The organism is Vibrio sp. 99K-1 (assembly GCF_013114585.1).
In the GTDB taxonomy this organism is placed as follows: Bacteria; Pseudomonadota; Gammaproteobacteria; order Enterobacterales; family Vibrionaceae; genus Vibrio; species Vibrio chagasii_B.
Genome location: NZ_VTXF01000037.1, coordinates 1 through 25,886, shown reverse-complemented (window position 1 = coordinate 25,886; position 25,886 = coordinate 1). Strand labels below are relative to the sequence as shown.

Annotated in this window: 20 protein-coding genes and 1 other annotated feature; of the genes, 9 read left to right on the top strand and 11 right to left on the bottom strand. The window is 44.2% G+C overall.

Annotation, left to right across the window (positions count from 1 at the left end):
- Window positions 1–6: 6 nt before the first annotated feature.
- Together F0228_RS22820 and F0228_RS22815 are read right to left on the bottom strand one after the other, a co-directional pair.
- On the bottom strand, window positions 7–876 hold the full coding sequence (locus F0228_RS22820; protein ID WP_171731855.1) for a BadF/BadG/BcrA/BcrD ATPase family protein: 870 nt from the start codon (window positions 874–876) through the stop codon (window positions 7–9).
- Complete coding sequence (locus F0228_RS22815; RefSeq protein ID WP_171731854.1) at window positions 873–2,471, bottom strand: sodium:solute symporter; 1,599 nt, start codon at window positions 2,469–2,471, stop codon at window positions 873–875. The genes F0228_RS22820 and F0228_RS22815 overlap by 4 nt, the downstream gene beginning before the upstream one ends.
- Before the next feature lie 239 nt (window positions 2,472–2,710).
- On the opposite strand from F0228_RS22815, the gene F0228_RS22810 reads away from it, so the two are divergent.
- From F0228_RS22810 to tyrA, 4 genes are all read left to right on the top strand, one after another.
- A complete protein-coding gene (locus F0228_RS22810; RefSeq protein ID WP_171731853.1) occupies window positions 2,711–3,559 on the top strand; it encodes a MurR/RpiR family transcriptional regulator in 849 nt (282 codons plus the stop codon).
- Window positions 3,560–3,570: 11 nt separating this feature from the next.
- The gene (gene nagZ / locus F0228_RS22805; protein ID WP_171731852.1) at window positions 3,571–4,560 is read left to right on the top strand and encodes a beta-N-acetylhexosaminidase; all 990 of its coding nucleotides are present in this window, start codon (window positions 3,571–3,573) and stop codon (window positions 4,558–4,560) included.
- A 246-nt stretch (window positions 4,561–4,806) separates the two neighbouring features.
- Complete coding sequence (locus F0228_RS22800; protein WP_171731851.1) at window positions 4,807–5,880, top strand: 3-deoxy-7-phosphoheptulonate synthase; 1,074 nt, start codon at window positions 4,807–4,809, stop codon at window positions 5,878–5,880.
- A 101-nt stretch (window positions 5,881–5,981) separates the two neighbouring features.
- A complete protein-coding gene (gene tyrA / locus F0228_RS22795) occupies window positions 5,982–7,109 on the top strand; it encodes a bifunctional chorismate mutase/prephenate dehydrogenase (protein ID WP_171731850.1) in 1,128 nt (375 codons plus the stop codon).
- Window positions 7,110–7,238: 129 nt separating this feature from the next.
- Here the strand turns inward: tyrA and F0228_RS22790 are convergent, their stop codons facing one another.
- The 3 genes from F0228_RS22790 to ettA all read right to left on the bottom strand — a co-directional run bounded on the left by F0228_RS22790 (window position 7,239) and on the right by ettA (window position 10,446).
- Window positions 7,239–8,270 (bottom strand): M23 family metallopeptidase, encoded by a 1,032-nt coding sequence (locus F0228_RS22790; protein ID WP_171731849.1) that lies wholly within the window; start codon window positions 8,268–8,270, stop codon window positions 7,239–7,241.
- 49 nt (window positions 8,271–8,319) lie between these two features.
- A complete protein-coding gene (locus tag F0228_RS22785; protein WP_116870042.1) occupies window positions 8,320–8,688 on the bottom strand; it encodes a PilZ domain-containing protein in 369 nt (122 codons plus the stop codon).
- A 90-nt stretch (window positions 8,689–8,778) separates the two neighbouring features.
- A complete protein-coding gene (gene ettA, locus F0228_RS22780; RefSeq protein WP_171750765.1) occupies window positions 8,779–10,446 on the bottom strand; it encodes an energy-dependent translational throttle protein EttA in 1,668 nt (555 codons plus the stop codon).
- Between the two features lie 263 nt (window positions 10,447–10,709).
- On the opposite strand from ettA, the gene sltY reads away from it, so the two are divergent.
- On the top strand, window positions 10,710–12,659 hold the full coding sequence (gene sltY / locus F0228_RS22775; RefSeq protein ID WP_171762828.1) for a murein transglycosylase: 1,950 nt from the start codon (window positions 10,710–10,712) through the stop codon (window positions 12,657–12,659).
- A gap of 170 nt (window positions 12,660–12,829) precedes the next feature.
- Window positions 12,830–13,123: a trp operon repressor gene (gene trpR / locus F0228_RS22770; protein ID WP_008221633.1), complete on the top strand. Its 294-nt coding sequence runs from the start codon at window positions 12,830–12,832 to the stop codon at window positions 13,121–13,123.
- A gap of 127 nt (window positions 13,124–13,250) precedes the next feature.
- Here the strand turns inward: trpR and yjjX are convergent, their stop codons facing one another.
- The 6 genes from yjjX to F0228_RS22740 form a co-directional block, all read right to left on the bottom strand.
- Window positions 13,251–13,772 carry an inosine/xanthosine triphosphatase gene (gene yjjX / locus F0228_RS22765; protein ID WP_171762827.1) on the bottom strand — a complete coding sequence of 174 codons (522 nt, stop codon included), beginning with the start codon at window positions 13,770–13,772 and terminating at the stop codon, window positions 13,251–13,253.
- Window positions 13,773–13,812: 40 nt separating this feature from the next.
- A complete protein-coding gene (locus tag F0228_RS22760; RefSeq protein ID WP_116870045.1) occupies window positions 13,813–16,149 on the bottom strand; it encodes an EAL domain-containing protein in 2,337 nt (778 codons plus the stop codon).
- A gap of 285 nt (window positions 16,150–16,434) precedes the next feature.
- Window positions 16,435–17,610, bottom strand: a complete 1,176-nt coding sequence (pheA, locus tag F0228_RS22755; RefSeq protein WP_061033321.1) for a prephenate dehydratase — start codon at window positions 17,608–17,610, stop codon at window positions 16,435–16,437.
- Between the two features lie 12 nt (window positions 17,611–17,622).
- Window positions 17,623–17,744 (bottom strand) — a sequence feature (Phe leader region).
- Between the two features lie 110 nt (window positions 17,745–17,854).
- Complete coding sequence (gene raiA, locus F0228_RS22750) at window positions 17,855–18,190, bottom strand: ribosome-associated translation inhibitor RaiA (RefSeq protein ID WP_004735034.1); 336 nt, start codon at window positions 18,188–18,190, stop codon at window positions 17,855–17,857.
- 408 nt (window positions 18,191–18,598) lie between these two features.
- A complete protein-coding gene (locus tag F0228_RS22745) occupies window positions 18,599–20,023 on the bottom strand; it encodes a lytic transglycosylase F (RefSeq protein WP_345775990.1) in 1,425 nt (474 codons plus the stop codon).
- 137 nt (window positions 20,024–20,160) lie between these two features.
- Window positions 20,161–20,889 (bottom strand): outer membrane protein assembly factor BamD, encoded by a 729-nt coding sequence (locus F0228_RS22740; protein WP_008221648.1) that lies wholly within the window; start codon window positions 20,887–20,889, stop codon window positions 20,161–20,163.
- Window positions 20,890–21,026: 137 nt separating this feature from the next.
- Here F0228_RS22740 and rluD point away from each other — a divergent pair, with 137 nt between their 5' ends.
- The 3 genes from rluD (at window position 21,027) to clpB (ending at window position 25,460) form a co-directional block, all read left to right on the top strand.
- Window positions 21,027–22,001 (top strand): 23S rRNA pseudouridine(1911/1915/1917) synthase RluD, encoded by a 975-nt coding sequence (gene rluD, locus F0228_RS22735; protein WP_004739484.1) that lies wholly within the window; start codon window positions 21,027–21,029, stop codon window positions 21,999–22,001.
- Window positions 22,002–22,003: 2 nt separating this feature from the next.
- A complete protein-coding gene (gene pgeF / locus F0228_RS22730; RefSeq protein WP_171731847.1) occupies window positions 22,004–22,744 on the top strand; it encodes a peptidoglycan editing factor PgeF in 741 nt (246 codons plus the stop codon).
- Between the two features lie 142 nt (window positions 22,745–22,886).
- Entirely contained in the window at window positions 22,887–25,460 is a 2,574-nt protein-coding gene (gene clpB, locus F0228_RS22725; RefSeq protein ID WP_171731846.1) for an ATP-dependent chaperone ClpB, read from the top strand.
- The last annotated feature ends 426 nt before the right edge of the window (window positions 25,461–25,886 follow it).

The window sequence follows — 25,886 nt, the reverse complement described above, 5'->3', positions numbered from 1 at the left end:
ATTTCCTTAATTAAGCGGGCGAAGCTTTTGATGTGCGATGATTTCTGCGCCATCTAAAGCATTACCTTGAACCTCTAAGCTGCGATCTTGTAGCGCTTGTGGCAGTTTGTCACGATAGAAAGCGCCTAAGCTGCCTAAGAACATGATCGGTAGTGAGTTGTTGTCTGAGCATGTTCGTGCAAGCAGATCAATTTCTTGAATACCTTGCTCAACGATGTTTTTTGCCGTCGGACAACACGGTTCTAACTCGACAAGCTCTTTTGCAAGTTGAGCATAATCGGTTGCGTTGGCTGAGCGAGTCCATTTTAGAATCGCACTGCGGACATTGCCTGTTTTCTTCATGACTAGTTGACTCGTTAACGAGCAACGTTGAGCGTCAAACTCGACAAGTGTTTGCTGAACCGCTTTAAAACCAAGCCAAGCGCCACCACCCTGATCGCCAATGGGGAAACCCCAACCGCCAAATTGATGGGTCACGTATTGGTTGTCTAATTGAATCGCAACAGAACCAGTGCCAATGGCAATACAGTTTACGCCTTCCCCTCTATTTGCACCAACGACCGAGGCTTCAGCATCGCTCGTCACATACAGGTTTGGGAAATGGGACAGTGCCAGTTGTAATTTCGCTTTTAGTTGAGCATTACCTGCGCCAGCAACACCGACCACAATATAACACTGTTTCGGACTTATCTGATTCACACTCAGCATTTCTTCAATGTAATGAGTCAGTTGAGTGATAGCTGTTTCACCGTATAAGGTCAATGACGTTGCGGCCAAAGTACGCTCTTTAATTACGCTCGGTGTCGGCGAAATTCGCTTGAGTCTCATTGCGGTTTTTGTGCCGCCACCATCGACGGCTAGAGTATGAGTAATCATTGGCTAACTGTTTGTAGTTTGTTTGCTTCTTGAGGCTGCTTCTTGCCTGATAGACAGACGATCAATGACACAAAGGTACCTACACACAGTTGATACGGGAAGGCCAATCGAACACCCACCCAATCAGTATTAATCATACCCATTACGCTATCCCAAACATAAGCTTGCATCAGTAACGTAGTTAAGAAGCCGGCGACAAGCGCTAAAGCTACTGATGTTTCATTGCCACGTTCGGTGAAAATCGCTGTGAAGTAGACCCCCAATAACCCAGTGTAAGCAAACACCATTACACTCAAAGCGAACGACAATAATGGCATGTCGGTGTATTGCTGCCAGTAGTAACACAAGATACCCATGCTACCTAAGGCCAGCGCAGCAGCGGCCATACCGAAGCGACCCGCTTTTACATAATGGAAGTCATCTTGTTCGCCTTTACGAGCTTCTAACCATGGTTTGTAGATATCTTGAATCGCAACAGAAGACATTGAATTCAAGCCTGAGTTTAGGGTTGAAAGCGCAGCGGCAACCACACCAACGGTCACTAAGCCTCGAAGGCCTGCTGGCATTTCATTGAGCACGTAGTACATGAAAATCGTCACGTTCTCACCATTAAAGCTCTGCACGACATCTTTACCTTCGACGCCCATCAGGTCAGGTCGTTGATAGAAAACATACAGAAGCAGGCCAATCGACATGAAAACCAACACAACAGGGATAGAGAAGATGATTGAGTTGATCATCGCCTTAGAACCTTGCTTGGCATCTTTGCAGGTTAGAACTCGCTGGGTCATGTCTTGATCAAGACCAAACGCACCAATGTTCAGCAGTACAAAACCAGTAATACATGCCCAGAAGCTGAAAGTACCAGCAGGTGTTAAATCAAGAGTGAAATCGAGCAAGGTCAGCTTCGAAGATTGACCTTCACCAGGGTTGGCAAGCACTTGTGCTATTTGGCTGAAATCTGCCGGGATCTGACCTAGTAAGTAGATAATGACTGCAATAGCTGCACCGACGTACACCACAAGTTGGATCAGGTCACTCCAGATAACCGAGCGGATACCGCCCATGTAGGTGTAAGCGAGGCCAACGGTGACCAAAATCACCACGGAAGTGATAACGCTGCTTGGGTCAATATTGGTAAATAGAATCATAGATACTGCGATAGCCGCCATATATAGACGAGCACCAGAAGCAAACACACGACCAACCAAATACATCACACCAGCACGCTGCTTAGTTTTCTCGCCAAAACGCACTTTCAGTAGCTCATATACTGTTGAAACTTTGTTTTGATAGAAGCGAGGAATCAGAATTAGAGCGACAAAAATAGCGCCCAGAATACCGCCAATATTAGTCGCTAGGTAAGTGAGGTCGCCACGGTAGCTCGATTCTGGTCCACCTAAAAACGTCGCTGCTGACTGTGAGGTTGCGAGTACTGAGATAGCCACCACCCACATTGGCATTGAGTTACCGCCTAAAAAATAGTCCTTGGTACTCGTGATTTTGGTTCGGCTGAAATGCCAACCTGTGAAGGCGATAACAACGAAGTAAATCGCAAATACCGCCCAATCCAGCGAAGTAAATAGTGAATTCATAGCAGCTCCATAGCATGAATAGATAAGAAGGTGTTTATTATTATTTTTTCAGAATGACAGTTTGAATAATGAGTTTCAAAACCTATTCCTTGGTGGAATAGTGACCAGAGGTTTTCTTTGATGATGCTCCCATAAGGTGGTGTGAGCTATTCCAAATGAGAAGGTGGAAAGGAATAATTATTCCAATGGAAAGGCAAAACTCGTTATGATGATGACAGTTGAAAGAGGAGAGGATTAGAGTGAAAGGCATTGCTAAAGTAAAAGCGTTATTACCAAAGCTCTCTCCATCGGATTCGCTGGTGGCACGATATGTATTGGATCACCCGCAGCAGGTCAAGCAGCTCTCTTCCCCTGAATTAGCGAAAGCGGTAGGTGTGAGCCAGTCAACGATCGTCAAGTTTAGTCAGAAGATCGGTTATAAAGGCTTTTCTGAAATGAAGGTGAAACTCTATCAGAGTGATATGAGTTATCAGCCCGTTTCCCAGCGAGGGATACACGGCACCATCACTAGAAAAGATTCGCCAGATACCGTGATGGAAAAACTTCTTGCAAGCAAAACACAATCGCTTGAACGTACCGTGTTATTAAATGAGGGCGAACAGCTGAGTAATGCCGCTGACTTACTGCACCTTGCTAATAGAATCCAAATTTCAGGTGTCGGAGCATCATCTCTAGTTGCGAAAGATTTCGCTTATAAGCTGATGAAAATCGGTCATGCGGTTCATGCTGAGCCAGATGCTCATATTCAGATTGCCAACGCGGCATCGCTTACTGAAAATGATGTGTTGGTAGCGATTTCCTATTCAGGAAAAACCAGAGAAGTCGTAAAGGTGGCTCAGCTAGCGAGATCGAAGAAGGCCAAAGTGATTGTGATTAGCCAGTTATCTCCCTCGGCTTTGGACAAATATGCTGACATCAAACTCATTTCGGCGGCTGACGAGAATCATATTCGTAGTTCCTCTATCACAGCACGTGATAGCCAACTTTATATTACTGACTTGTTGTTCATTGCGTTAACTCAGCAAGAAGAGCAAGCCGACCAATTAATCGAACAAAGTAAATCTGCGGTAGCGGAATTTAAGCAATAGAAGGACATATTATGGGACCGTTGTGGGTTGATGTTGCAGGCTACGAACTGACTGCGGAAGACAAAGAAATTTTAGAGCACCCAACCGTTGGTGGTCTCATTTTATTTGCTAGAAACTACCACGATAGCAAGCAGCTATCGGCTTTAAATAAAGAGATTCGCAAAGCGGCTAAGCGTCCTATTTTAATTGGTGTTGACCAAGAAGGAGGACGAGTACAGCGTTTCCGCGATGGCTTTTCTATTATCCCTGCTGCTCAAGAGTTCGCGACTCAAAAGAATGGTGAACAATTAGCTGAACAAGCTGGTTGGTTGATGGCAGCGGAGCTGATTGCTCACGATATCGATCTAAGTTTTGCACCAGTATTAGATAAAGGTCATCAATGCAAAGCGATTGGCAACCGAGCATTTGGTGAAGATATCGATACCATCGTTCGTCACAGTAGTGCATTCATCAAAGGCATGAAGTCGGTTGGTATGGCGACAACTGGAAAGCACTTCCCTGGTCATGGTGGTGTGATAGCCGATTCGCATCTAGAAACGCCTTACGACCCTCGAGACGATATCTTTGAAACCGATATGGCGACCTTTAAGGCGCAAATTGAAGCGGGATTATTAGATGCGATGATGCCTGCACACGTGGTTTTCTCTCATTATGATGACCAACCAGCAAGTGGCTCTCAATATTGGTTACAGAAAGTATTGAGACAAAAACTGGGCTTTAAAGGTCTGATCTTCTCTGATGATTTAACGATGGAAGGCGCTGCGATCATGGGCGGACCAGCCGACAGAGCAAAAGCAGCCTTGAGTGCGGGCTGTGACATGGTGTTGATGTGTAATAAACGAGATGCACAAATTGAGGCTCTTGATCACTTAGCGATTCAAGAGGTGCCTTTAGCCAACTCATTGCTTAAAAAACACAGCTTTGATTTGCCGACTCTTCACTCTGATACCCGATGGAAAGAGGCTTCAGAGCAGATTAAGCGAATGCTAAACGATGAGTGATAAATAAACACTCTACAAATTTAAAGAAGGCGATATGAGAAATATCGCCTTTTTTGTTTGTATTGACTGTGGTTTAAGCTAGTAATCTAATTAAAACGACTCAAAACTCACGTGTAAATTAATATTTACACTAAATGTTTTTTATTGTTTACGCTTGCAATCGTTTTTGTAGCTGTTATTGTGTTTTTAAAGATTGTTAACCCAAATGGAAATGTTGGGTGTAAAAATAAATATACAGGTTGAGTTATGCAGAAAAGTGAATTAAGCAATGTCAATATTATCGACGAACAGGTACTGATTACTCCTGAGGAGTTAAAAGCAAAACTGCCTTTGAGTGATAATGCTCGTCGTTTCATTCAAGAGTCTCGTCAAACTATCGCAAACATCATCCATAAGAAAGATCACCGCATGCTGGTTGTATGTGGCCCGTGTTCTATCCATGATGTTGAAGCGGCAAAAGAGTACGCGAAACGCCTAAAAGCTTTATCTGCGCAACTTAGTGATCAACTGTATATTGTTATGCGTGTTTACTTTGAAAAGCCTCGTACTACGGTGGGCTGGAAAGGTTTAATCAACGACCCTCATCTAGATGGTACTTTCGATATTGAGCATGGTTTGCATGTAGGTCGTGAACTATTGGTTGAACTTGCTGAGATGGAAATTCCACTGGCAACAGAAGCACTAGACCCAATCAGCCCGCAATACCTAGCAGATACATTCAGCTGGGCGGCGATCGGCGCACGTACAACGGAATCACAAACGCACCGTGAAATGGCAAGTGGTCTTTCAATGCCTATTGGTTTCAAAAACGGTACAGATGGCAACCTAGGCACAGCAATCAATGCGATGCAGGCAGCTTCTTCTAGTCACCGTTTCATGGGTATCAGCCGTGAAGGTCAAGTTGCACTATTAACTACTCAAGGTAACCCAAACGGTCATGTTATTTTACGTGGCGGTAAGCAAACAAACTACGATTCAGTATCCGTACACGAATGTGAGCAAGAGCTTGGTAAATCAGGTTTAGAAGCAGCACTGATGATTGACTGTAGCCATGCTAACTCTCGCAAAGATTTCCGTCGCCAGCCTCTGGTTGCCGAAGATGCGATTCACCAAATCCGTGAAGGTAACAAGTCGATCATCGGCCTTATGATTGAAAGCCATATCAACGAAGGAAATCAATCTTCTGATATACCTCTCAATGAGATGAAATACGGCGTTTCAATTACCGACGCGTGTATCAATTGGGACACAACTGAGGCACTATTGAAACATGCACATACGGAACTAGTCCCGTTCTTAGAGAACCGTTTGAAAGGTTAGTCAGAGTTTAAAAGTTTAGTGCCTCATCTAATGGGGCATTTTAAGATCTGTTGCTAACGAAATCGGCGTTGGTACGGGCTTATAGATTAGTAAGGAATAAAATGGCCGTTGAACTGAACGAATTACGCGACCAAATTGATGCTGTCGATAAACAGATGCTGGATTTACTGGCTCAGCGACTTGCTCTTGTTGAGAAAGTTGGTGAAGTGAAAAGTGAACATGGATTACCTATTTATGTGCCGGAGCGTGAAGCGGCAATGTTGGCGTCTCGTCGTCAAGAAGCAGAAAAAATAGGGGTTCCACCACAGCTCATCGAAGATATTTTGCGTCGAACTATGCGTGAATCTTATGCCAGCGAAAAAGACTCTGGTTTTAAGTGTCTTAACCCAGAATTACGTTCAGTGGTTATCGTTGGTGGTAATGGTCAGCTGGGTGGCTTATTTGGCCGTATGTTTAAGCTTTCTGGCTACGAAGTGAAAGTCCTTGGTAGTCAAGATTGGGATAAAGCCGATGAAATCCTAGATAACGTTGGTCTTGTGGTTGTAACCGTTCCAATTCACTTAACGGAAGGTGTGATTGCGAAACTTGGTAACCTGCCAAGTGATTGTATTCTTTGTGATTTAACATCGATTAAATCAAAGCCGCTGCAAGCAATGATGAACATGCACCAAGGCCCTGTTGTTGGTCTTCACCCTATGTTTGGTCCTGATGTACCAAGCCTAGCGAAACAGGTGATTGTTTACAGTGATGGGCGCGGTTCTGAAAGCTACCAATGGCTACTGGAGCAATTTAGTATCTGGGGTGCGAGCCTATGTCAGATGGATGCTGCTGAGCATGACCACGGCATGACTCTGATTCAAGCGCTTCGCCACTTTACCTCTTTTGCTTACGGTCTACACCTAAGCAAAGAGAACCCGAATATCGACCAACTTCTGAAGCTTAGCTCTCCAATCTACCGTCTAGAGATTGCGATGGTTGGTCGTCTATTTGCTCAAGACCCGAACTTGTACGGTGACATCATCCTATCTTCAGATGAAAACATTGAGATGATTCGACGCTTCCACCGTTGTTTTGGTGAAGCACTCGAGATCTTAGACGGAAAAGACAAAGCCAAGTTCGTTGAGAGCTTTAACCAGGTGAGTGATTGGTTTGGTGACTACTCACAGCAATTCTTGCAAGAGAGTCAAAGCCTGTTAAAACAAGCACATGACTCGATTCATCGCGGTTAATAGTGTGGTTTGAAAAATAAAAAAGAGCGACCATTTGGTCGCTCTTTTTGTTTGTGTTAAATGCCGATATTGCATCTGGCCTATAGTAGGCGAAATGCATTTTGATCATCATGGGCCAAACGAACAAACCTAGTTAGTCACGATAGGCTCTTTGTTATTCTCGTTCGATACTCGGTTATCATCGCTGGATACCGTGTCGATAGTTGAACTGATGTAAGGTACGTTAGTTAGGTTGATCTGCAAGCGAACCACGTTATCAATCAGCTGAACGAGTGGGCCCCATTTCACCTTTTTCTCTTTCTCAAACACGTAATTGAAGTTTTCTGGTGTCCAATCCATCAAGTATTGAGGATTCAATGAGCGACCAAGGAAGCGTACTTCATAATGTAGATGTGGCCCAGTTGAGTTACCTGAGTTCCCACAGCTCGCAATCACATCACCTTTACTGACAAACTGACCGCTGCGAACTTTGAATTTTTGCAGATGCGCGTAAGAGCTCATGAAGCCGAAAGAGTGGCGCATAGTGATAAAGTTACCGAAGCCTTTCTTGCTTGGACGAACCGTTTCAATCACACCGTCCGCTGGCGCTAAGATATCTTCGCCGCGCTTACAAGTAAGGTCGATACCAGTATGGTTGTGACGTTTGCCTGTAATTGGGTTTGTACGGCGACCGTAAGAAGACGAGATACGTTGATATGCCATCGGGCTATCATTAGGAATTAAGCGGAACATGGTAGCTCTTACCGCGGAATCGACTGCCGCAGCATCAATACGGTCTTCTAATGAAACCTCATCGGTGTGTAATTCTTCATCAGCCAGGCCAAGAACGGACTCCACATCGAATACACGCTTACCCAGTAACTGAATCGTGCCTTCTTTCTCAGTCAATGCTTGAGATAGGTTATGGTTGGTTTCAACCTGTTCCGCATATAAAAACTCGGTCTGTTCTTTTTCAACAATCAGAGTTTCAATTAACTGTTGTGCATCACCGGCTTGTGTAGCCAGCTTGTTTTTACTCTCAAGGTGCATGTAGGTAGCGCCACCAATCAATATTGGTACTGAGAGCAGGGACGTCATGCATAAGAGTACGGCTTTTCGACCGAAGTAAAACGTCTGTTCCCCCTGACTTGAGGGAATAGTAATGGAAACTTTTTTAGACATGGTTCTGTATTAACTAAATGCTTCTAATAGAAAAAGGGTAATGGAGACACTATTCCTTACCTAAGTCGGTAAGGTGTTCAATCTCTCTATAAAGCAGTTCATCGTCACCAACGTTAAGCTCAACAAGGCGCTTAAGGTGGCTGATACTATCAATATCTAAATGCTCTATGCGTAAACGCATTGAGGTATTGATGGTAGAGACTATCGTTGCTTCTAATTGAATATTGATATCGCTGTTGGCCAGCTTAAAGCTAACGTGAACAGGGGTATCTTGGCTGAATCGTTGTAATTCATCGCACTGAATGAGTAAACCATGGAGAGACAAGTCTTGCACTGAGCCTGATGCATTTATGTGTTCTTGTGAGATTTCAGTCGGAACTTGATAAACAACTCGTGAAAATTGACGTCTTTCAATCATAAGTATTCTCTCTATATCGATACGTAATACGTAAGCCAGATATATCAAAGGCCGCTATTATCGCGGCCTTTGTTCAAAATACAAGCTTATTTACTTAGCAATACGTTTGTACTTGATGCGGTGTGGTTCTGCCGCTTGTGCGCCCAGAGTCTTCTTCAGCCACTCTGTGTACTCAGTATAGTTACCTTCGTAGAAGTTAACTTGACCTTCATCACGGTAGTCTAAGATATGGGTCGCAATACGGTCTAGGAACCAACGGTCGTGCGAGATAACCATTGCACAGCCAGGGAACTCAAGCAGTGCTTCTTCAAGAGCACGTAGCGTTTCAACGTCTAGGTCGTTGGTCGGCTCATCGAGTAGCAGTACGTTACCGCCCGCTTTTAGTAGCTTAGCTAAGTGAACACGGTTACGTTCACCACCAGAAAGCTCACCGATGATCTTCTGTTGGTCGTTGCCTTTGAAGTTGAAACGAGAGCAGTATGCACGTGCTGGGATTTCGAAGTTGTTGATCTTGATGATATCAGCGCCTTCAGAGATCTCTTGGAATACTGTCTTAGTGTCGTCCATGCTGTCACGGAACTGATCAACAGAAGCAAGCTTAACTGTTTCACCCAGTTCAACCGTACCTGAGTCTGGTTGCTCTGCGCCGCTTAGCATCTTGAATAGTGTTGATTTACCCGCACCGTTGGCACCTACGATACCCACGATTGCACCCTTAGGCATGCTGAACGATAGGTCATCGATAAGAACGCGGTCACCGTATGACTTAGTTAGGTTCTTAACTTCAAGAACTTTGTCACCTAGGCGCTCACCTGGCGGGATGAACAGTTCGTTGGTTTCGTTACGCTTCTGGTATTGGCCAGTCGTCAGTTCTTCAAAACGAGCCATACGAGCTTTAGACTTAGCTTGACGACCTTTAGGGTTTTGACGAACCCACTCAAGTTCTTTCTCGATGGTCTTTTGACGTGCGCTTTCACCAGCTTTCTCTTGCTTCAGACGCTCATCTTTTTGCTCTAGCCAAGACGTGTAGTTACCTTGCCATGGGATACCTTCACCACGGTCAAGCTCTAGAATCCAACCAGCAGCGTTATCTAGGAAGTAACGGTCGTGGGTAATCGCCACAACAGTACCGCTGTAGTCCACTAGGAAGTGCTCAAGCCATGCAACTGATTCTGCATCCAGGTGGTTCGTTGGTTCGTCAAGAAGCAGCATGTCTGGCTTCTCTAGAAGTAGACGACAGATAGCAACACGACGACGCTCACCACCAGAAAGGTGTTCAATCTTAGCGTCCCACTCAGGAAGACGAAGTGCGTCTGCAGCGCGCTCTAGAGCAGCTTCTAGGTTGTGACCGTCTTTTGCTTGGATAAGCGCTTCTAGTTCGCCTTGCTCTTTTGCTAGTGCATCGAAATCTGCATCTGGTTCAGCGTAAGCCGCGTAAACTGCGTCGATACGTTTCAGTGCGTCAGCAACATCAGAAACCGCTTCTTCTACGATTTCGCGAACCGTTTTTGATTCGTCAAGTATCGGCTCTTGAGGTAGGTAACCTACGTTCAGGCCTTGTTGTGCACGAGCTTCGCCATCGATATCAGTATCAATACCAGCCATGATACGTAGTAGGGTAGATTTACCTGAACCATTTAGACCCAAAACACCGATTTTAGCGCCAGGAAAAAAGCTAAGAGAAATGTCTTTAAGAATTTGACGCTTAGGTGGAACAGTTTTGCTCACCCGAGACATGGTATATACGTATTCAGCCATTGCCGATCGATCCTAATTATTGTTCAAAATTGTTAGCTATTTTATACCAATATCCCTAAAGATGTTACTCCTTGGAAAGAAAAGCCATTCTTGAACGAATCCTTACTTACTATTGTCACATTGGTTATTAAAACTATATTTAATATGCTTCTTAGATGAAGTGTTAAATATTAATAATATTTACACTCAATTCCTTTACATTTTATGTGATGTCGGGCGTAAATAGATTTCACGTATTCATACACGCACTAAGGAAAGAGCGAATGTTTTTCCGAATTGGTAATACGAAGGTTGCTGTGGCTGCATCGGCAATCTTGTCTTCATTTTCACTAGCTCCAGTGGCTATGGCTAGCAATGCCTCAGAGCTAGAAATGCAGCGTGATGTTTATGATAGAGCGCAAGAGGTTTTAGACAACCGTGATCTAAAAGCTTACTCAGAACTGCGCAGCAAAATTCAAACATACCCTCTCACGCCTTACACCGATTATCGTGCTTTTCTTATCGGTCTTGGTGATCGTACTCCGGCTGAAGTGGATGCGTTTATTGAAGAGAACAAAGCCTTGCCATTTTCTAATCGTATGCGAGCACCATATTTAGATATGCTGGCTTCTAGAAAACAGTGGCAAACCATCCTTGAGTTTCAAACTAAAGAGCCAGTGGGCGAAAAGTACCAATGCATTTATTACCGAGCGAATTATGAGCAAGGTAATCAAGAACTGGCTTTTAAAGGGGCGAAGCAGCTTTGGTTGAGCGGCGATGGTGTTGATGACGCTTGCGACCCGCTATTTAAGAGTTGGGATCAAGCTGGCTTAAGAACTGATGAGCTGATTTTAGAGCGTATGCTGTTAGCGTTTGATGGGCGTAACGGTAAGCTGATGAACTATCTGATCAAGCAATTGGATCATGATGAGTCAATTGCTCAAGCTAAGCAGATGAAGGCGTTATACAACAAGCCTGAAAACGTGCTCACATTCGCGAAGAAGTATCCAGCCAATGAGTTTTATCAAGCTCAAACGGAGTTTGCTTTTAAGAAGCTCGCAAGAAAATCGGCTAGCAGTGCCCAGGAAATATTTGATGATGTCATCAAGGCCCAGAAGTTTTCTAAAGAGAAATCTCAAGAGCTCGCTGATTACCTGACTTTCCGTTTAATCAATACCGATTCTGAAGAGTTGATGGAGTGGCGAGACGAGATGTTGGCGAGTTCGTCGAAACAAGTCTTATTGGAACGTCGTGCCCGTTTGGCTATTCAGCATGCCGATTGGGCTGGATTGAAAGAGTGGATTGCCCTCTTAGACGACAAGCACCAAGCTTCATTGCGTTGGCAATACTGGTTAGGCAGGGCTGAAATAGCAACTGGAGATACCGAAAAGGGCAACCAACGTCTGTCTGATATTTTAGGCAAGCGTAATTTCTACAGTGTTGCGGCGGCTAAGCAGTTAGGTAAGCCTATTCAGTACCCTACATCAACGCTCAAGTATAATGCTGAAACAGTGAAGCCTTTTAGTACTTCGCTGATTCGTATCGATGAACTGATTACTCGCGATAAAATTGCCGCCGCTAAAAGTGAATGGCGCTGGCTACTGACCAATGCAGATAAAGAGCAAAAAGAGATGCTTGCCGCTTACGCTGCGACACAGCGTTGGAATCACTTCACTGTGATTGCGAGTATTTCAGCGAAAATGTGGGATAACATTGCGCTGCGTTTTCCGGTTGCTCATAAGTGGTGGTTTAACTTCTACGCGGAGAAGCATGATATTGATCCAATCACCTTGATGTCTCTAGCAAGACAAGAGAGCGCGATGGATTCAGAAGCTCGTTCTCCAGTTGGTGCACGTGGTGTCATGCAAATTATGCCAAAGACAGCGCAATACACCGCGAACAAACACAAGATTAAGTACAAGGGTAGCGATGATCTTTACGATGTCGGCAAGAATATCGAAATTGGCAGCCACTACTTAGATGGTTTGCTCTCTCAATATGACAACAACCGTATCTTTGCTTTTGCTGCCTACAATGCAGGTCCAAGCCGTGTTAAGCAGTGGCGTTCTCGCAGTGACGAAAAGCTTGATGCCTTCGCTTTTATTGAGATGATTCCATTCAAAGAGACACGCGGTTACGTTCAGAACATCTTAATGTTTGAGACTTACTATCGAGACATCTTGGGTGAGCAGGGCGAGTTTTTGGCTCCCCATGAGGTGAAAGCTAAATACTAGTGGTCGATAAGGCCTGAAACTGAGTGACAATTGAAGGCAGTGAGTGCGAACCATTTCCGCTTACTGCCTTTTTACATTGGATCACATCCAGTATTTCGGTATAAAGTGGTAGACGCTTTCAATCGATAAGCGACTCTTTAAAGTCTGAATTTAAAAGTAAGTGTAGAGATATGGCATCACAACCTGAATATGATAACTGGCAACAACTCATGGATTTAGTTAAGACAGCGGTTGAGAAAGATCAGCATGAACTGTTGTTGACCATGATGATGACGCCCGATGAGCGAGATGCTCTGGTTGCTCGAATTAATATTTTTTGTGAGCTAATGAAAGGTGAAATGTCTCAAAGACAAGTAAGCCAAATGCTGGGAGTCGGTGTGGCAACCATCACCAGAGGCTCGAATGAGCTCAAGGCAAAATCAGAACAAGAGAAAGCGATTATTGCCGATCTGCTGCTCAAGTAATGATGGCTTAAGCTATCACTGAATAGCGAGAGTGCGAATTGAAAAAAAACGCTAACTGAGGGTTAGCGTTTTTTAGTTTCTAGAGCTTGCAATCGAGCTGCTAGAAAGCTTGAGAAGCATTCATTGGTTAAGCCGAGAAATGCTCAGGGTTCACAAATGGGATCAGCGCTAAGATTAACGCTTGGTGATAGACCGAGCTACGTGAAAGCTGGTTATGTGTCAGTAAACCAATCGCTCCACCTTTTTGTTTGATATTGTCAGTACCAAATACTTCATCCATCACATCCCCGAGTTCGTTAGCGTGTTCTAGCTTCTCAAGAACGGCTGGTGGCAACATCAGGCTTGCCGAGCGAGATTCTCCACGTTGGCCATTTGATTCAATCACCATCCAAGCAAAGGTAACCCCGCCTTCGATTCCCGCTTCTAACCCAACATAGAAATCCGCATTAGGTTGCTGTTGTGTCGCATTGTGTACACGGTTCACCGCACCTTGATAGGTTTCATCATTACTCATCGGCTGATCGGCAACACTACTTGGCACACTTGCCCCCGTGAACTCAAACTCGGTGTTGGGAAACGCAGAGACAAAAGCACTTTTGACAGCATTGATCTTAGCGGGATTTAGCGAGGCGATGATGACAGATTTCATGTGTTCGATTCTTCTAGTCGGTTGATTCAGTTGGTGCGTGTTAATCGTTCTGCTGGTGCTTAAATCGCTGTTGGTGTTCGTGATACCAGTCGCTTAGTTCATTGAGAGGCATTGGCTTGCCAAAGTAGAAGCCTTGCAGCATGTCGCAATGCGCGTCTTGTAGCCATTGGTGCATCTCTTTGGTTTCGATACCTTCAGCAGTCACGGTTTTACCTTGCGCGTGACACAGTCCGATCACGGGTTTAACTATGTTCTGATTATCTGTTTCGATCAAGGCTTCTAAAAAACCTTTGTCTAATTTAATTTTTTGCGTTGGGTACTCAACCAATTGAGTGATGGATGTGTAGCCCGAACCAAAATCATCGATAGCTAATCGGTAGCCCATTCGAGCGAGTTCGTTGAGTAGCGGGAAACCGTGTGAATTTGAATAGAAGGTCTCGGTGATCTCAAAATCAATTAAGCTTGGTGGAATGCCATTAATCTTTGCGTGTTGTTCAATGAAATCCGCTAGGTGCGTAGTCTCTATCCCTGCGGAAGATAGGTTGATGGACAGCTGAATCGAGTGATCAAATTGACCCTGAAGCTGATGGAAAGAAGCGAAGGCATTCTCGATAACCCAGCGGTCGACAAGCTCAAATAGCCCTGTTTGCTCGGCAATAGGAATAAATTCATTGGGTGCAACCGTACCAAGTTGTTCGGACTCCCAACGCAATAGAACCTCAACCCCAATCACGTGGTTCCCTGCGGCATCCATGTAAGGCATATAAACGAGTTTAAACTCTTCATCGAAGTTTTTATCTCTGAGGGCACGCTCAATATTGGCTTGACGCTGAATAGTTTTATCCAAATCTAACGAGTAATCCGCGAACTGATTCTTGCCAGCATGTTTTGCCTGATACATCGCAGTATCAGCGTTTGAGAGTAGTTTCTCTATGGTATGCCCATCACTTGGGTAGGTCGCGATCCCAATGCTCACGGTAATCGGAAAGCTTCCTGAGTCGGTGATAAAGCCTTTTTGTAGCGGGGTCAGTAATTTTTCTGAAAACTGATGCGCAATATTATCGGCGTTCGTGGGGGCATTGATGTAGACAACGAATTCATCGCCCGACAAGCGTGCAGGCATGCAGTTAGCGCTGTCGCTTTGTTGAAAAAAGTCACATAAAGCAGTGATGCGCTCTGCAAAAGAAACCAGTATTGAATCCCCAATCTGGTGTCCGTATTTGTCGTTCACAAACTTAAAGTTGTCTAAATCGAGATAGAGTACCCAGGTATTGGTTTTCGAGTCAGGGGCTGGCAGAGATTGTTGCACAAACGACTGAAATTGAAGTCGATTGGGGATTTGCGTTAGCTGGTCATTTTCTGCCAACACTTTGGTCTGTTGGTAGGTATTATCGAGCTCTTGGTACATGTCATAAAAACGTTGTGACAAGCGGCCTAATTCATCATTAGTACCTAAGCGCTCAATGTTCTTTCTTTGCTTTTTTTCGACCTGTTGCAGCTGCTTATCCAAGCGCGTGATTGGATTAATCACACAGCGGGATAAAAGCATGAGCAATAAGCCCACACTGACAAAGGCAGACAGAGCAAACGACAAGCTGAGCTCATTCCAGATTGATTTTAGCTTGTTGTCCAACAAAAATTGAGCCGGGTCGAGGGTTGCGTAAAGTTCAGGTCCCAGCTTCACAGACTGAGTTAAACCATGCCCAAGAGTTATCGGTTCATCGGTAAAGAAAAGACTGGTTTGGTAGTCAAACTCTATCTGTTTTCGCAGTGAATTAAACTTATCGAGAGAGACCGAAACGACTAGAAAAAATACATCATTGATCTGTTCGCTTATCGGGGCCGAAACGCTCTTTTTATCAAGTACTTCATAGTGAACAAGCATCCCTTCGCCCTGCGAGTTTTGGATGTAGTCAGTACGTGAGGTTACGTGTTTTTCTTGATACTGACGATCAACAAACTCTAAGACCTTCGGGTCCATCTCTGCAAAGGGGTCACGGCTATTTTCGGCGTAGTAGCTCACGGTACCATCGCCGTCGAGAAGAGCAAGGCCAGTAAAGCTATCGTCGCCATCTTGTAATAACTTTATCGTCTCGTGTAGATCATCGATGAGTGCGAGCTCTTGGCTAGGGTTCTCTTCGGCCAAGAAGAAGCGTTTAATCATGTCACTTTTAGTCAGCGCATAAGAATAGCTGTTCAAAAAAGATCGCGATTGACGAAAGTGTCCGGCGAGCTTTTCCATACTCAATTGCAGAGCATTATCTTCGCGTTTGATGAAACTGTTTTTTTGAGTCGAGTAAATGATATAGCTGGAAGCCGCAGTACTGATCAGTATTACGGGGGCAATCAGAAGTAATATTTTCGTACTTAGCTTCATGGCTATTCACAACATGGTTTATAAATTTGAGCGCGTAAGTTTATGTCACTTGCGGTGAGCTCGCTATTAATTACACGTTGTACGGTGCTTTCCTGTGAAGGCGGTAAGGTTTTGTCTTTATTGATAAAAAGGCTACTAATGAGTTTTCTATTAGGAAGGCATAAAGCAGTAGTAGATAGGGAGGGCCTAGGGGCTCTAAGAGTATTGTAAAAATTGGGGGCTTAAGTATTTGGCCTACTATAGGCCAAATACTTCTATTAGTAAAAAGCGGTTACTTATTCTAACTTATGACAACTTAACTTGAGTCGCTTTGATGTTTTCACTTGGGTAGCAACCAAGGACTTTTAAGTGGCGAGTAATGGCCGTCAACTCTGTGATCGCTTGCTGCATACTATCCGAATCTAGGTGTGCTTCTAAGTCTACATAGAACATCTCTTCCCAAGGGTTACCCATAATCGGACGAGACTCTAGCTTAGTCATGTTGATACCTAAGCGCTGCAGAATCAGTAGCGTCTCTACCAATGAACCTGCTTCTTGTGAAGTTGACATAATCAGTGTCGTCTTCGCAGGGATCTGAGTCGAGACTTCAACAGGTTTACGAGCTACTACGATGAAACGTGTGTGGTTTTCTGTCTGGTTCGCAATGTTGCCTTGGATAGGCTGAAGTCCGTAAAGCTTGCCGCTCGATGCATTACCAATTGCAGCAACATCATCACCATCCAGTTCTTTGACCTTTTTCATTGCGTCGGCTGTGCTAGCACATGATTCAAGAGTTACATCTTTCAGGCGGCTCAAGAACTCACTGCACTGCTGGTGTGGTTGTGGATGCGAGTAAAGTGTTTTGATGTCTTCTAAACGGATATCACTTTTCGCGACTAGGCAGTGTTCAATCGGTTGAGATAGCTCACCAACGATATAAAGCGTGGTGTGCTGAAGTAGGTCGTACACTTCGTTAATCGAACCTGAACTGGTGTTTTCAATTGGCAATACACCGTAATCCGCATGTCCCGATTCTACCGTCGACGCTACTTCTTTGAAGTGATTACAGTTTAACTCAATCAATTCCATATTCTTACGGCTGAAATACTCACGGCTCGCAAGATGGGAGTAGGACCCTTTAGAGCCTAAGAATGCAACGCGAGCCAATGGTTTACGGCTTTGCGGGTTCGCAAGGTTTTGTAGGTATGACTGTTGCAGTAGGACTGAATCTTCAATGATGGTGTGGAACAGCTTGGTAATGTACTGAGCATCTAATTCGTATTTGTCTTTACCGTTGTTAATCAGTTTAACCAACAGTTGTTGTTCTCTTACTGCGTCACGAACTGGCTTTGATGTTTCTACCTTGCTTTTAGCAACTTCGATGCTTAGCTTGCGACGTTCTGAAAGTAGCTTCAGTAGTTCGTCATCTAAATCATTGAGACGAAGGCGGATATCATCCAGTGAAATTGAGCGGTCAGTCATAAATGTGTCCTTATAAAAAAGCCTCCCTAGTGTGGGAGGCTTCTTGTTCGTTTTTGACTTGTTTTTCTAAAACGACTTAGCCTCCGATTTACGGAAGAAAAAAGAAGTCAAAAATAAACAAAGATTGAGTTTGCATAAAAAGTGATTGTTTTATGAATGTTTAAACACAATAAGCAAGCGAGCTACGAGCGTCAAGCAAAAAAATAGCGCCCTGAGGCGCTATTTTTTAATCTGTTATCTTTCCTTATTCTACTTCAGCTTCTAGCTCTTCGATTTCAGGCTTTTCAGCGCGGCGCGCTTCTGGTTTATGGCGTAGCTTGTTGAGTTGACGCTCTAGTTTTTGTTCTACTTCGTTGATAGCAACGTAGAGGTCGTCATGGATTGATGAAGCTACAAGTTGCCCTTTTGGTACGGTTAGTACCGCTTCAAATTTCTTCTTCTTGTTTGGTTCTTCACTAAAGCTCGCTTGGCAACCAATGATGTCTACTTGCCATTTATCCAGCTTTTTAAATTTGCTTTCTATGTGATCACGGATTGCAGAGGTAATGTCGATGTTTTTACCAGTGATGTTCATTTTCATAGAAGTTTTCCTCTGTTGTATCCCTCATGGGTTAACTTCAGATTACGACTTTTGGGAATTTAGAATGTGATCTAGATCTTATTTTGATGGGGTGGAATGAGCATTAAAATCAAATGTGATCTTACGCAAGTCTTGATATCTTTTTGGCGAAAAATGCTTGTTATCCTTATGAAAAACGATAACTTGGAGGCAAGGCTTCGCTAAAAATTAAATCAGTTTTTAGGGGCGTCTTACAGCTTATAGAAAGTGCTTGATGGATATTTATCCAATTGTACTTTGTGACATAGAGCACACGATATGAAGCATCAGGTTAGCTTCTTCAGAATTCGATAAACAAAAGCCGCATAACTTTGCTTATGCGGCTTTTGTGTTTTTAGTCTTTCCTGTCGTTTTTCAGGTTATGACCAATTAATCGTTGGTTTGCAGTAATCTAGCTGTGCCGTTCTCTCTAATTGTATTGATGGCTTCTAACTGTTTATAGATAACGAAATAGCGGTTGATGTTGGCGACATAGGTGACGGGTTCTTTACTGACGTATTTACGTGTAATTATCTCTACGTTCTTGAACCAAACGTTTGGGTTGTAGCCTTTTTTCTTCGCAAGGTTTCTCATCTTTCTGATCTTAGCCGGGCCTGCGTTATAGGACGCCAAGGTAAAGTAAATCTGGTTGTCTGGCGTAATGGCTGGGTCGTCAAAGTATCTGTCCTTAATAAAACGCATGTACTTCACGCCAGCATGAATGTTGTTATCGACTATATGGATATTCTTGATGTTGACGTTTTTGTCTCTCGCAGTGCTAGGGAGAACCTGCATCACTCCGATGGCACCTCGGTGGGAGACTCTGCTTTGATCAAGTCCAGATTCTTGGAAGCCTTGTGCAGACATCATCAAAGGATCGAATTCATACTTACTCGAATACTTTTCAAAAACATCCGCCAGTTTAGCAACGCGGTCAACTTTGTTCGGGTTGAGCGCGCGACCTAACCAACGAGTATTATCTATGTATTTCTTATAGATCACGTTCCCAAGCAGGGTGCCTGTTCGAGCGGTCTTAACGTATTTGTTTATCTCTTTCTTTAGTTGAGGGCTGTCTTTTCTTAATGCCCATGCTATTTGACCATTTTCGCGTAAAGGTAAGTCGTGATGAACTTGGATGTTTTCCATCACATCGATCCAGAGTTTCGCTTTGTGACTGTCCAGAATCGTACCTTGTATATAGCCTTGGTTAACGAGTTCGATCAGTTCATAGTCTTGCAGTGACTCTTCGATGAAGTGGACATGCAGCGGCGGTAAACCTAGCTCGTTGAGTTCTTTATTGACCCTTTGCACGCTTTCGAAGTAGCTAGAACTTGCCCTAATCCATACTTCCTTACCACTGAGTTGCTTGATCTCGGTGATCGCTTCTGAATTCTTGCCTGTGATAATGAGCTCTTTACCGTCTTTAATCATAGGGTCTGAAAAGTCGATCACCTTTAATCGCTTATCGGTGACGGTCAGGTTTGCAACAGCAACATCGCCATAGCCTGACTGTAAAGAAGGGAGCAGGTCATCTCGCTGCACAGGAATAATTTGAACGTTCAGGTAAGGGTGTTTCTTACGAAGGCTTTTTTCAAAATGGTAAAGCATCTCGGCAACGATGCCTTTGGGCTTGCCATCTTCTATGTAGTAAAAGCCGAGGTCAGCAGAGACAAGCACTCTCACCGTTCCTTTGGTTTTGAGTACATCGAGATCCCCCATGTAAGGCTTATTGCTTAATGGCGAGAGTTCTAACGCGTGGGAAAATTGGCTAAATAGCACGATCCCAATAAATAATAACAACCTACTCACATCCACACTCCATGTTGATGTTTTGTTAAAAGTTATTTATTGAAGATACCGTGTATTGTTCGATTCATCAAGTTCGTGGTATGGGTTTAAAAAAGCGCGCTAGTAAATTAGCGCGCTTTTTTAGTCAGGAACAGAATGGTTGGCTAAGGTAGTGGGTTCAGCTCAATCAAGGCTTCTGTTCTTTGGATCGCGTCCTCAAGGCCAAGCTGTTTGTAAGCCTCTAGCTGAATTTTTAGAGACTTACGCGCAGCGATAGTATCTGGGTAAGTCTTTTGCAGTTCTTGCGTTCTATTGATTGCAGCGATCCAAGCTTCACGACGTAGATAGAAATCTGCCGTTGCTAGGTCGTAATCCGCCAAACGGTTTTTAAGTGCGAACATGCGTTTTTGTGCATCTTCTGCGTAAGGGCTTGCTGGGAAGCGCTCTAGTAGTCGTTTGAAATCAGCAAAAGCGAGTTTTACTGGCTCAGGATCTCGGTCGCTACGGTCGATATTAAAAATATCGTGCATAAAGTTTCTGTCTTGTGCCATGTGCGTTAGGCCGCGCATGTAAAGAACCCAGTCTTGTTTTTCGTGAGTTGGGTTTAAACGCAAGAAACGTGAAATGGTCGCTAGGCCAAGCGCTAGGTCATCATTTTTGTAGTAAGCGTAAATCAGGTCTAGCTGTACTTGTTCAGAATAGGCGCCGAAAGGGTAACGAGAGTCTAGGGCTTCTAGCTTTTCAATGGCAGAAAGCCAGCTACCACTTTGCAGCGATTCTTGCGCCTCAGAGTAGAGAACCGATGGCGGTACATCTGGCACTATCTCTTCGGTACTTGAACAACCAGCCAAGAGTGATACGGCTAATAGACCCGCTAAAGTAAGGTGTTTCATGTCAGGCGTCGATTCCTTGAATTAAATATTTCGTAAGCTTCCGTTACTTTCTAACCAGTAACAGATACAATGATGCAATTATTCTATTTTATCCATACTAATGGGTATTAGTCTCACGGTTTTTAAAAAAGTTCGATATGGCTCAGCAGATCACATTAACAGACACAGTAAAAAGCAGCCAGTTAGGTCAACGTTTAGACCAAGCTGTCGCTGAACTATTTACCGATTTTTCTCGCTCTCGTATTAAAGAGTGGCTTCTTGACGGCAAAGTCCAAGTGGATGGCGAAGTTATTACCAAGCCACGCGTTAAGGTTATGGGCGGAGAAGAGATCATCTTACAAGCTGAACTTGAAGATGAAGAGCGCTGGGAAGCACAAGACATTCCTCTAGACATTGTCTTTGAAGATGAACATCTACTGGTGATCAACAAGCCACGTGATTTTGTTGTTCACCCAGGAGCAGGTACGCCGGATGGAACCGTGCTAAACGCGTTGCTGCACCACTACCCACAAATCGCTGAAGTACCTCGTGCAGGTATTGTTCACCGTCTCGATAAAGACACAACAGGTCTTATGGTTGTTGCTAAAACAGTACCAGCACAGACTCGCCTTGTTCGTGCATTGGCTAAGCGTCGTATTACTCGTGAATATGAAGCGATTGCAATCGGCAAAATGACCGCTGGTGGCATGGTAGAAAAAGGCATTAGCCGCCACGCAACCAAGCGTACTTTGATGGCTGTGAATGAAACGGGTAAGCCAGCGGTAACTCACTACCGTGTTGCTGAGCACTTCCGTGAACATACACGTATTCGTCTACGCCTAGAAACGGGTCGTACTCACCAAATCCGTGTACACATGTCTTACCTTCAGCATCCACTGTTAGGTGATATTGCATACGGCGGTCGTGCTCGTATTCCAAAAGGCGCATCAGAAGAACTAACGAAGATGATTCGTGCTTTTGATCGCCAAGCACTACACGCGGTTATGCTTAAATTTGTTCACCCAATCACGGGCGAAGAAGTTGAGTTCCACGCACCTGTGCCAAATGACATGGTTGTAATGGCTGAAGCATTGCGTGTTGATGCTCGCGATAACCTAGAAGAAGACATTTAATTATGTCGATGATCATCCCCAACTGGAACGCACCAAGTAACGTGAAGGCTTTTGCTTCGACGCGTGTTGGTGGTTTTTCTGCTGATGCATATCATGGGCTAAACCTTGGTATGCATGTTGGGGATGATGCTTCATTGGTTGAACGTAACCGCATATGGCTTACGCAACACGCTAACATGCCAACTGCACCGGTATGGCTAAACCAAACACATTCTACAGATGTGGTTACGGTTTTAGAGCCAACAACCAATGTTCTCGACGCGGATGGCGCATTTACTCCAGCGACTGGGGTTGTGTGTTCAGCGATGACTGCAGATTGTTTGCCAGTGATCCTCACGGATACCAAAGGTACTCAAGTTGCTGCGGTTCATGCCGGATGGCGTGGTCTTGCTGGTGGTATTCTTGAAAATGCAGTCGCAAAGTTTTCTAATCTCGGCTCCGATAACCAGATTATCGCTTGGCTTGGCCCTGCTATTGGCAAACAGGCCTTTGAGGTTGGTGATGATGTGTTAGAAGCTTTCGTTAGTTTTGATCCTCAAGCGAAGCTTGTATTCAAAGCGAAAACTGAACCGGGCAAATGGTTAGCGAACATGTCTCAACTTGCAACACAGCGACTTGCTAAAGTTGGAGTTTCGCAAGTAACGGATTCGAACCTTTGTACTTTTGCCGATTCTGATGCTTTCTATTCTTATCGTCGAGATGGCGTTACTGGCCGTCAGGCTACCTTTATTTGGCTAGAGTAACGTTTAGTAAGTGTCCGCTTTTATCCAGCGCAATTATATTTTTATATAAACTCTATTCTTCATTCCTATCCCTTGAAAATCCGCGTTACCGTATCCATCTTCTAACCATAAGATAAACATATCTAAGAGTAGGAAGGTTGGCATGCGTCTCGATCGATTCACTAGTAAATTTCAAATTGCGATATCTGATGCTCAGTCGCTCGCATTAGGTCGTGATCACCAATATATAGAGCCTGTACACCTAATGGTGTCGCTATTAAATCAAGATGGTAGTGCGATTCGTCCATTGCTTACCATGTTGAATATTGATGTGGTTCAGTTGCGTTCAAAGTTAAGCGAAATATTAGACCGTGTACCGAAAGTAAGTGGTATCGGTGGTGATGTTCAGCTTTCGAATACAATGGGTACTCTGTTCAATCTATGTGACAAGGTCGCACAAAAGCGCCAAGACACATACATTTCTTCGGAAGTCTTCCTACTTGCCGCAATTGAAGATAAAGGTCCTTTAGGTAACCTGCTTAAAGAGCTAGGTCTTACTGAGCAAAAATTATCTCAAGCTATCGAGCAGGTTCGTGGCGGTCAAAAAGTTGATGACCCAAATGCCGAAGACCGACGCCAAGCGTTAGAGAAGTTCACCATCGATCTGACTGAAAGAGCGGAGCAAGGTAAGCTCGACCCTGTTATCGGTCGAGATGACGAAATCCGCCGTACCATCCAAGTACTTCAGCGTCGTACTAAGAACAACCCAGTCATTATCGGTGAACCTGGTGTTGGTAAGACAGCTATCGTTGAAGGTTTGGCTCAGCGCATTATTAACAATGAAGTGCCAGAAGGGTTAAGAGGCCGACGCGTACTTTCATTAGACATGGGCGCTTTGGTCGCTGGTGCTAAATACCGTGGTGAGTTTGAAGAGCGTTTGAAGTCAGTTCTCAATGAGTTGTCTAAAGAAGAGGGCAATATCATTCTTTTCATCGATGAAATTCATACCATGGTCGGCGCTGGTAAAGGTGAAGGCTCTATGGATGCGGGTAACATGCTGAAACCAGCATTAGCTCGTGGTGAGCTTCATTGCGTTGGCGCGACGACTCTTGATGAATACCGTCAATATATAGAGAAAGACCCAGCGTTAGAGCGCCGTTTCCAAAAAGTGCTGGTCGATGAACCAACGGTTGAAGACACGGTGGCGATTCTTCGTGGCTTGAAAGAGCGTTATGAGCTTCACCATCATGTAGAAATTACCGACCCAGCGATCGTGGCTGCAGCAACACTATCTCATCGATATGTTTCTGATCGTCAACTGCCAGATAAGGCAATTGATCTGATTGATGAAGCCGCATCGAGTATCCGTATGCAGATCGATTCAAAACCTGAATCTCTGGATAAACTCGAGCGTAAGATCATTCAGCTTAAGATCGAGCAGCAAGCGCTAACTAATGAAAACGATGAAGCAAGTGAAAAGCGTCTTCGCACCTTACAAGCGGAGCTTTCTGATAAAGAGCGTGACTTTGCTGAACTTGAAGAAGTGTGGAACGCTGAGAAAGCAGCACTGTCTGGCACGCAACATATCAAATCAGAGCTAGAACAAGCTCGCATGGATATGGACTTTGCAAGACGTGCTGGCGATCTAAATCGAATGTCTGAACTGCAATATGGTCGTATCCCAGAGTTGGAGAAGCAACTAGACCTTGCTACCCAAGCTGAAATGCAAGAGATGACCTTACTGCGCAATAAGGTTACTGACGCAGAAATTGCAGATGTCTTATCTAAGCAAACGGGGATTCCGGTTTCCAAGATGTTAGAAGCAGAAAAAGAGAAGCTTCTAAAGATGGAGGGTGTTCTGCATAAGCGCGTTATCGGCCAAGGCGAAGCAGTAGAAGTGGTTTCGAATGCGATTCGTCGTAGCCGTGCTGGTTTATCTGATCCGAATAAGCCAATTGGTTCTTTTCTATTCCTTGGCCCTACAGGGGTAGGTAAAACGGAGCTCTGTAAAACGCTTGCTAACTTCATGTTTGATAGTGACGATGCAATGGTACGTATCGACATGTCTGAGTTTATGGAGAAACACTCTGTTGCTCGTTTAGTTGGCGCGCCTCCGGGCTATGTCGGTTACGAAGAGGGTGGTTATTTAACTGAAGCAGTGCGCCGCAAACCATATTCAGTAATCTTGTTAGATGAAATCGAGAAAGCACACCCAGATGTTTTCAATATTTTACTTCAGGTTCTTGATGATGGACGCTTGACTGATGGACAAGGCCGCACAGTCGACTTCAGAAATACGGTCGTGATCATGACATCTAACCTTGGCTCTTCGAGAATTCAAGAAAACTTCAATACGCTCGATTACCAAGGAATAAAGAATGAGGTGATGGAAGTGGTAGGTAAACATTTCCGTCCTGAGTTTTTGAACCGAGTGGATGAAAGCGTTGTGTTCCACCCATTAGGGCAAGAGCACATTCAATCTATTGCTTCTATTCAGCTTGAGCACCTGAAAAAGCGTATGGAAGATAATGGTTATGAACTTGAGGTATCAGAAAAAGCGCTGAAGCTAATTTCTCAAGTTGGCTTCGACCCTGTATATGGTGCACGACCGTTGAAAAGAGCGATTCAACAGAGTGTAGAGAACCCATTGGCGAAAGCGATACTTGCTGGAAAAATCAACCCAGATAAGAAAGTACAGCTATTAGTTAATAACGACAGAATTATTGCTCACCAGTAATTGGGGCAGAAACAATAGGTACGATTCGCTAAATTTAGTCTAAATCATACCTATTTCGAACGCTTTGTATAAATACTATTCGAACAGTCGCTAGTGGCGGCTTTTTTTCGTTTTTGGCCTTGTGCGCAAGATTATTATCTCTATAATGCGCCTCCGTTGTCAGGGATAACCAAGCGGTTTGAACTAAGCAGCGAAACGGCAAATAAGCATTTAAGATGCTTCAAAAAATTAGCAGGAAAAAGTGTTTGACACTGAATCCCAATTCGCTAGAATGGCCGTCCACTTCGAGAGGCTCCTTGTTAAAAGGAACGCTTAAGAAGTTAAGCTCTTTAACAATTTAAACCTATCAATCTGTGTGGGCACTCGTTGATGAATATCAAAACGTTTTATCGTTAGATAAAACAGATTCTTCGGAATCAAAATGAT

What these genes read in the sequence shown, in the direction of transcription:
- F0228_RS22820 (WP_171731855.1), bottom strand. Translation starts at nt 876, where the DNA reads ATGATTACTCATACTCTAGCCGTCGATGGTGGCGGCACAAAAACCGCA.
- F0228_RS22815 (WP_171731854.1), bottom strand. Translation starts at nt 2,471, where the DNA reads ATGAATTCACTATTTACTTCGCTGGATTGGGCGGTATTTGCGATTTAC.
- nagZ (WP_171731852.1), top strand. Translation starts at nt 3,571, where the DNA reads ATGGGACCGTTGTGGGTTGATGTTGCAGGCTACGAACTGACTGCGGAA.
- F0228_RS22800 (WP_171731851.1), top strand. Translation starts at nt 4,807, where the DNA reads ATGCAGAAAAGTGAATTAAGCAATGTCAATATTATCGACGAACAGGTA.
- tyrA (WP_171731850.1), top strand. Translation starts at nt 5,982, where the DNA reads ATGGCCGTTGAACTGAACGAATTACGCGACCAAATTGATGCTGTCGAT.
- F0228_RS22790 (WP_171731849.1), bottom strand. Translation starts at nt 8,270, where the DNA reads ATGTCTAAAAAAGTTTCCATTACTATTCCCTCAAGTCAGGGGGAACAG.
- F0228_RS22785 (WP_116870042.1), bottom strand. Translation starts at nt 8,688, where the DNA reads ATGATTGAAAGACGTCAATTTTCACGAGTTGTTTATCAAGTTCCGACT.
- ettA (WP_171750765.1), bottom strand. Translation starts at nt 10,446, where the DNA reads ATGGCTGAATACGTATATACCATGTCTCGGGTGAGCAAAACTGTTCCA.
- sltY (WP_171762828.1), top strand. Translation starts at nt 10,710, where the DNA reads ATGTTTTTCCGAATTGGTAATACGAAGGTTGCTGTGGCTGCATCGGCA.
- trpR (WP_008221633.1), top strand. Translation starts at nt 12,830, where the DNA reads ATGGCATCACAACCTGAATATGATAACTGGCAACAACTCATGGATTTA.
- yjjX (WP_171762827.1), bottom strand. Translation starts at nt 13,772, where the DNA reads ATGAAATCTGTCATCATCGCCTCGCTAAATCCCGCTAAGATCAATGCT.
- F0228_RS22760 (WP_116870045.1), bottom strand. Translation starts at nt 16,149, where the DNA reads ATGAAGCTAAGTACGAAAATATTACTTCTGATTGCCCCCGTAATACTG.
- pheA (WP_061033321.1), bottom strand. Translation starts at nt 17,610, where the DNA reads ATGACTGACCGCTCAATTTCACTGGATGATATCCGCCTTCGTCTCAAT.
- raiA (WP_004735034.1), bottom strand. Translation starts at nt 18,190, where the DNA reads ATGAAAATGAACATCACTGGTAAAAACATCGACATTACCTCTGCAATC.
- F0228_RS22740 (WP_008221648.1), bottom strand. Translation starts at nt 20,889, where the DNA reads ATGAAACACCTTACTTTAGCGGGTCTATTAGCCGTATCACTCTTGGCT.
- rluD (WP_004739484.1), top strand. Translation starts at nt 21,027, where the DNA reads ATGGCTCAGCAGATCACATTAACAGACACAGTAAAAAGCAGCCAGTTA.
- pgeF (WP_171731847.1), top strand. Translation starts at nt 22,004, where the DNA reads ATGTCGATGATCATCCCCAACTGGAACGCACCAAGTAACGTGAAGGCT.
- clpB (WP_171731846.1), top strand. Translation starts at nt 22,887, where the DNA reads ATGCGTCTCGATCGATTCACTAGTAAATTTCAAATTGCGATATCTGAT.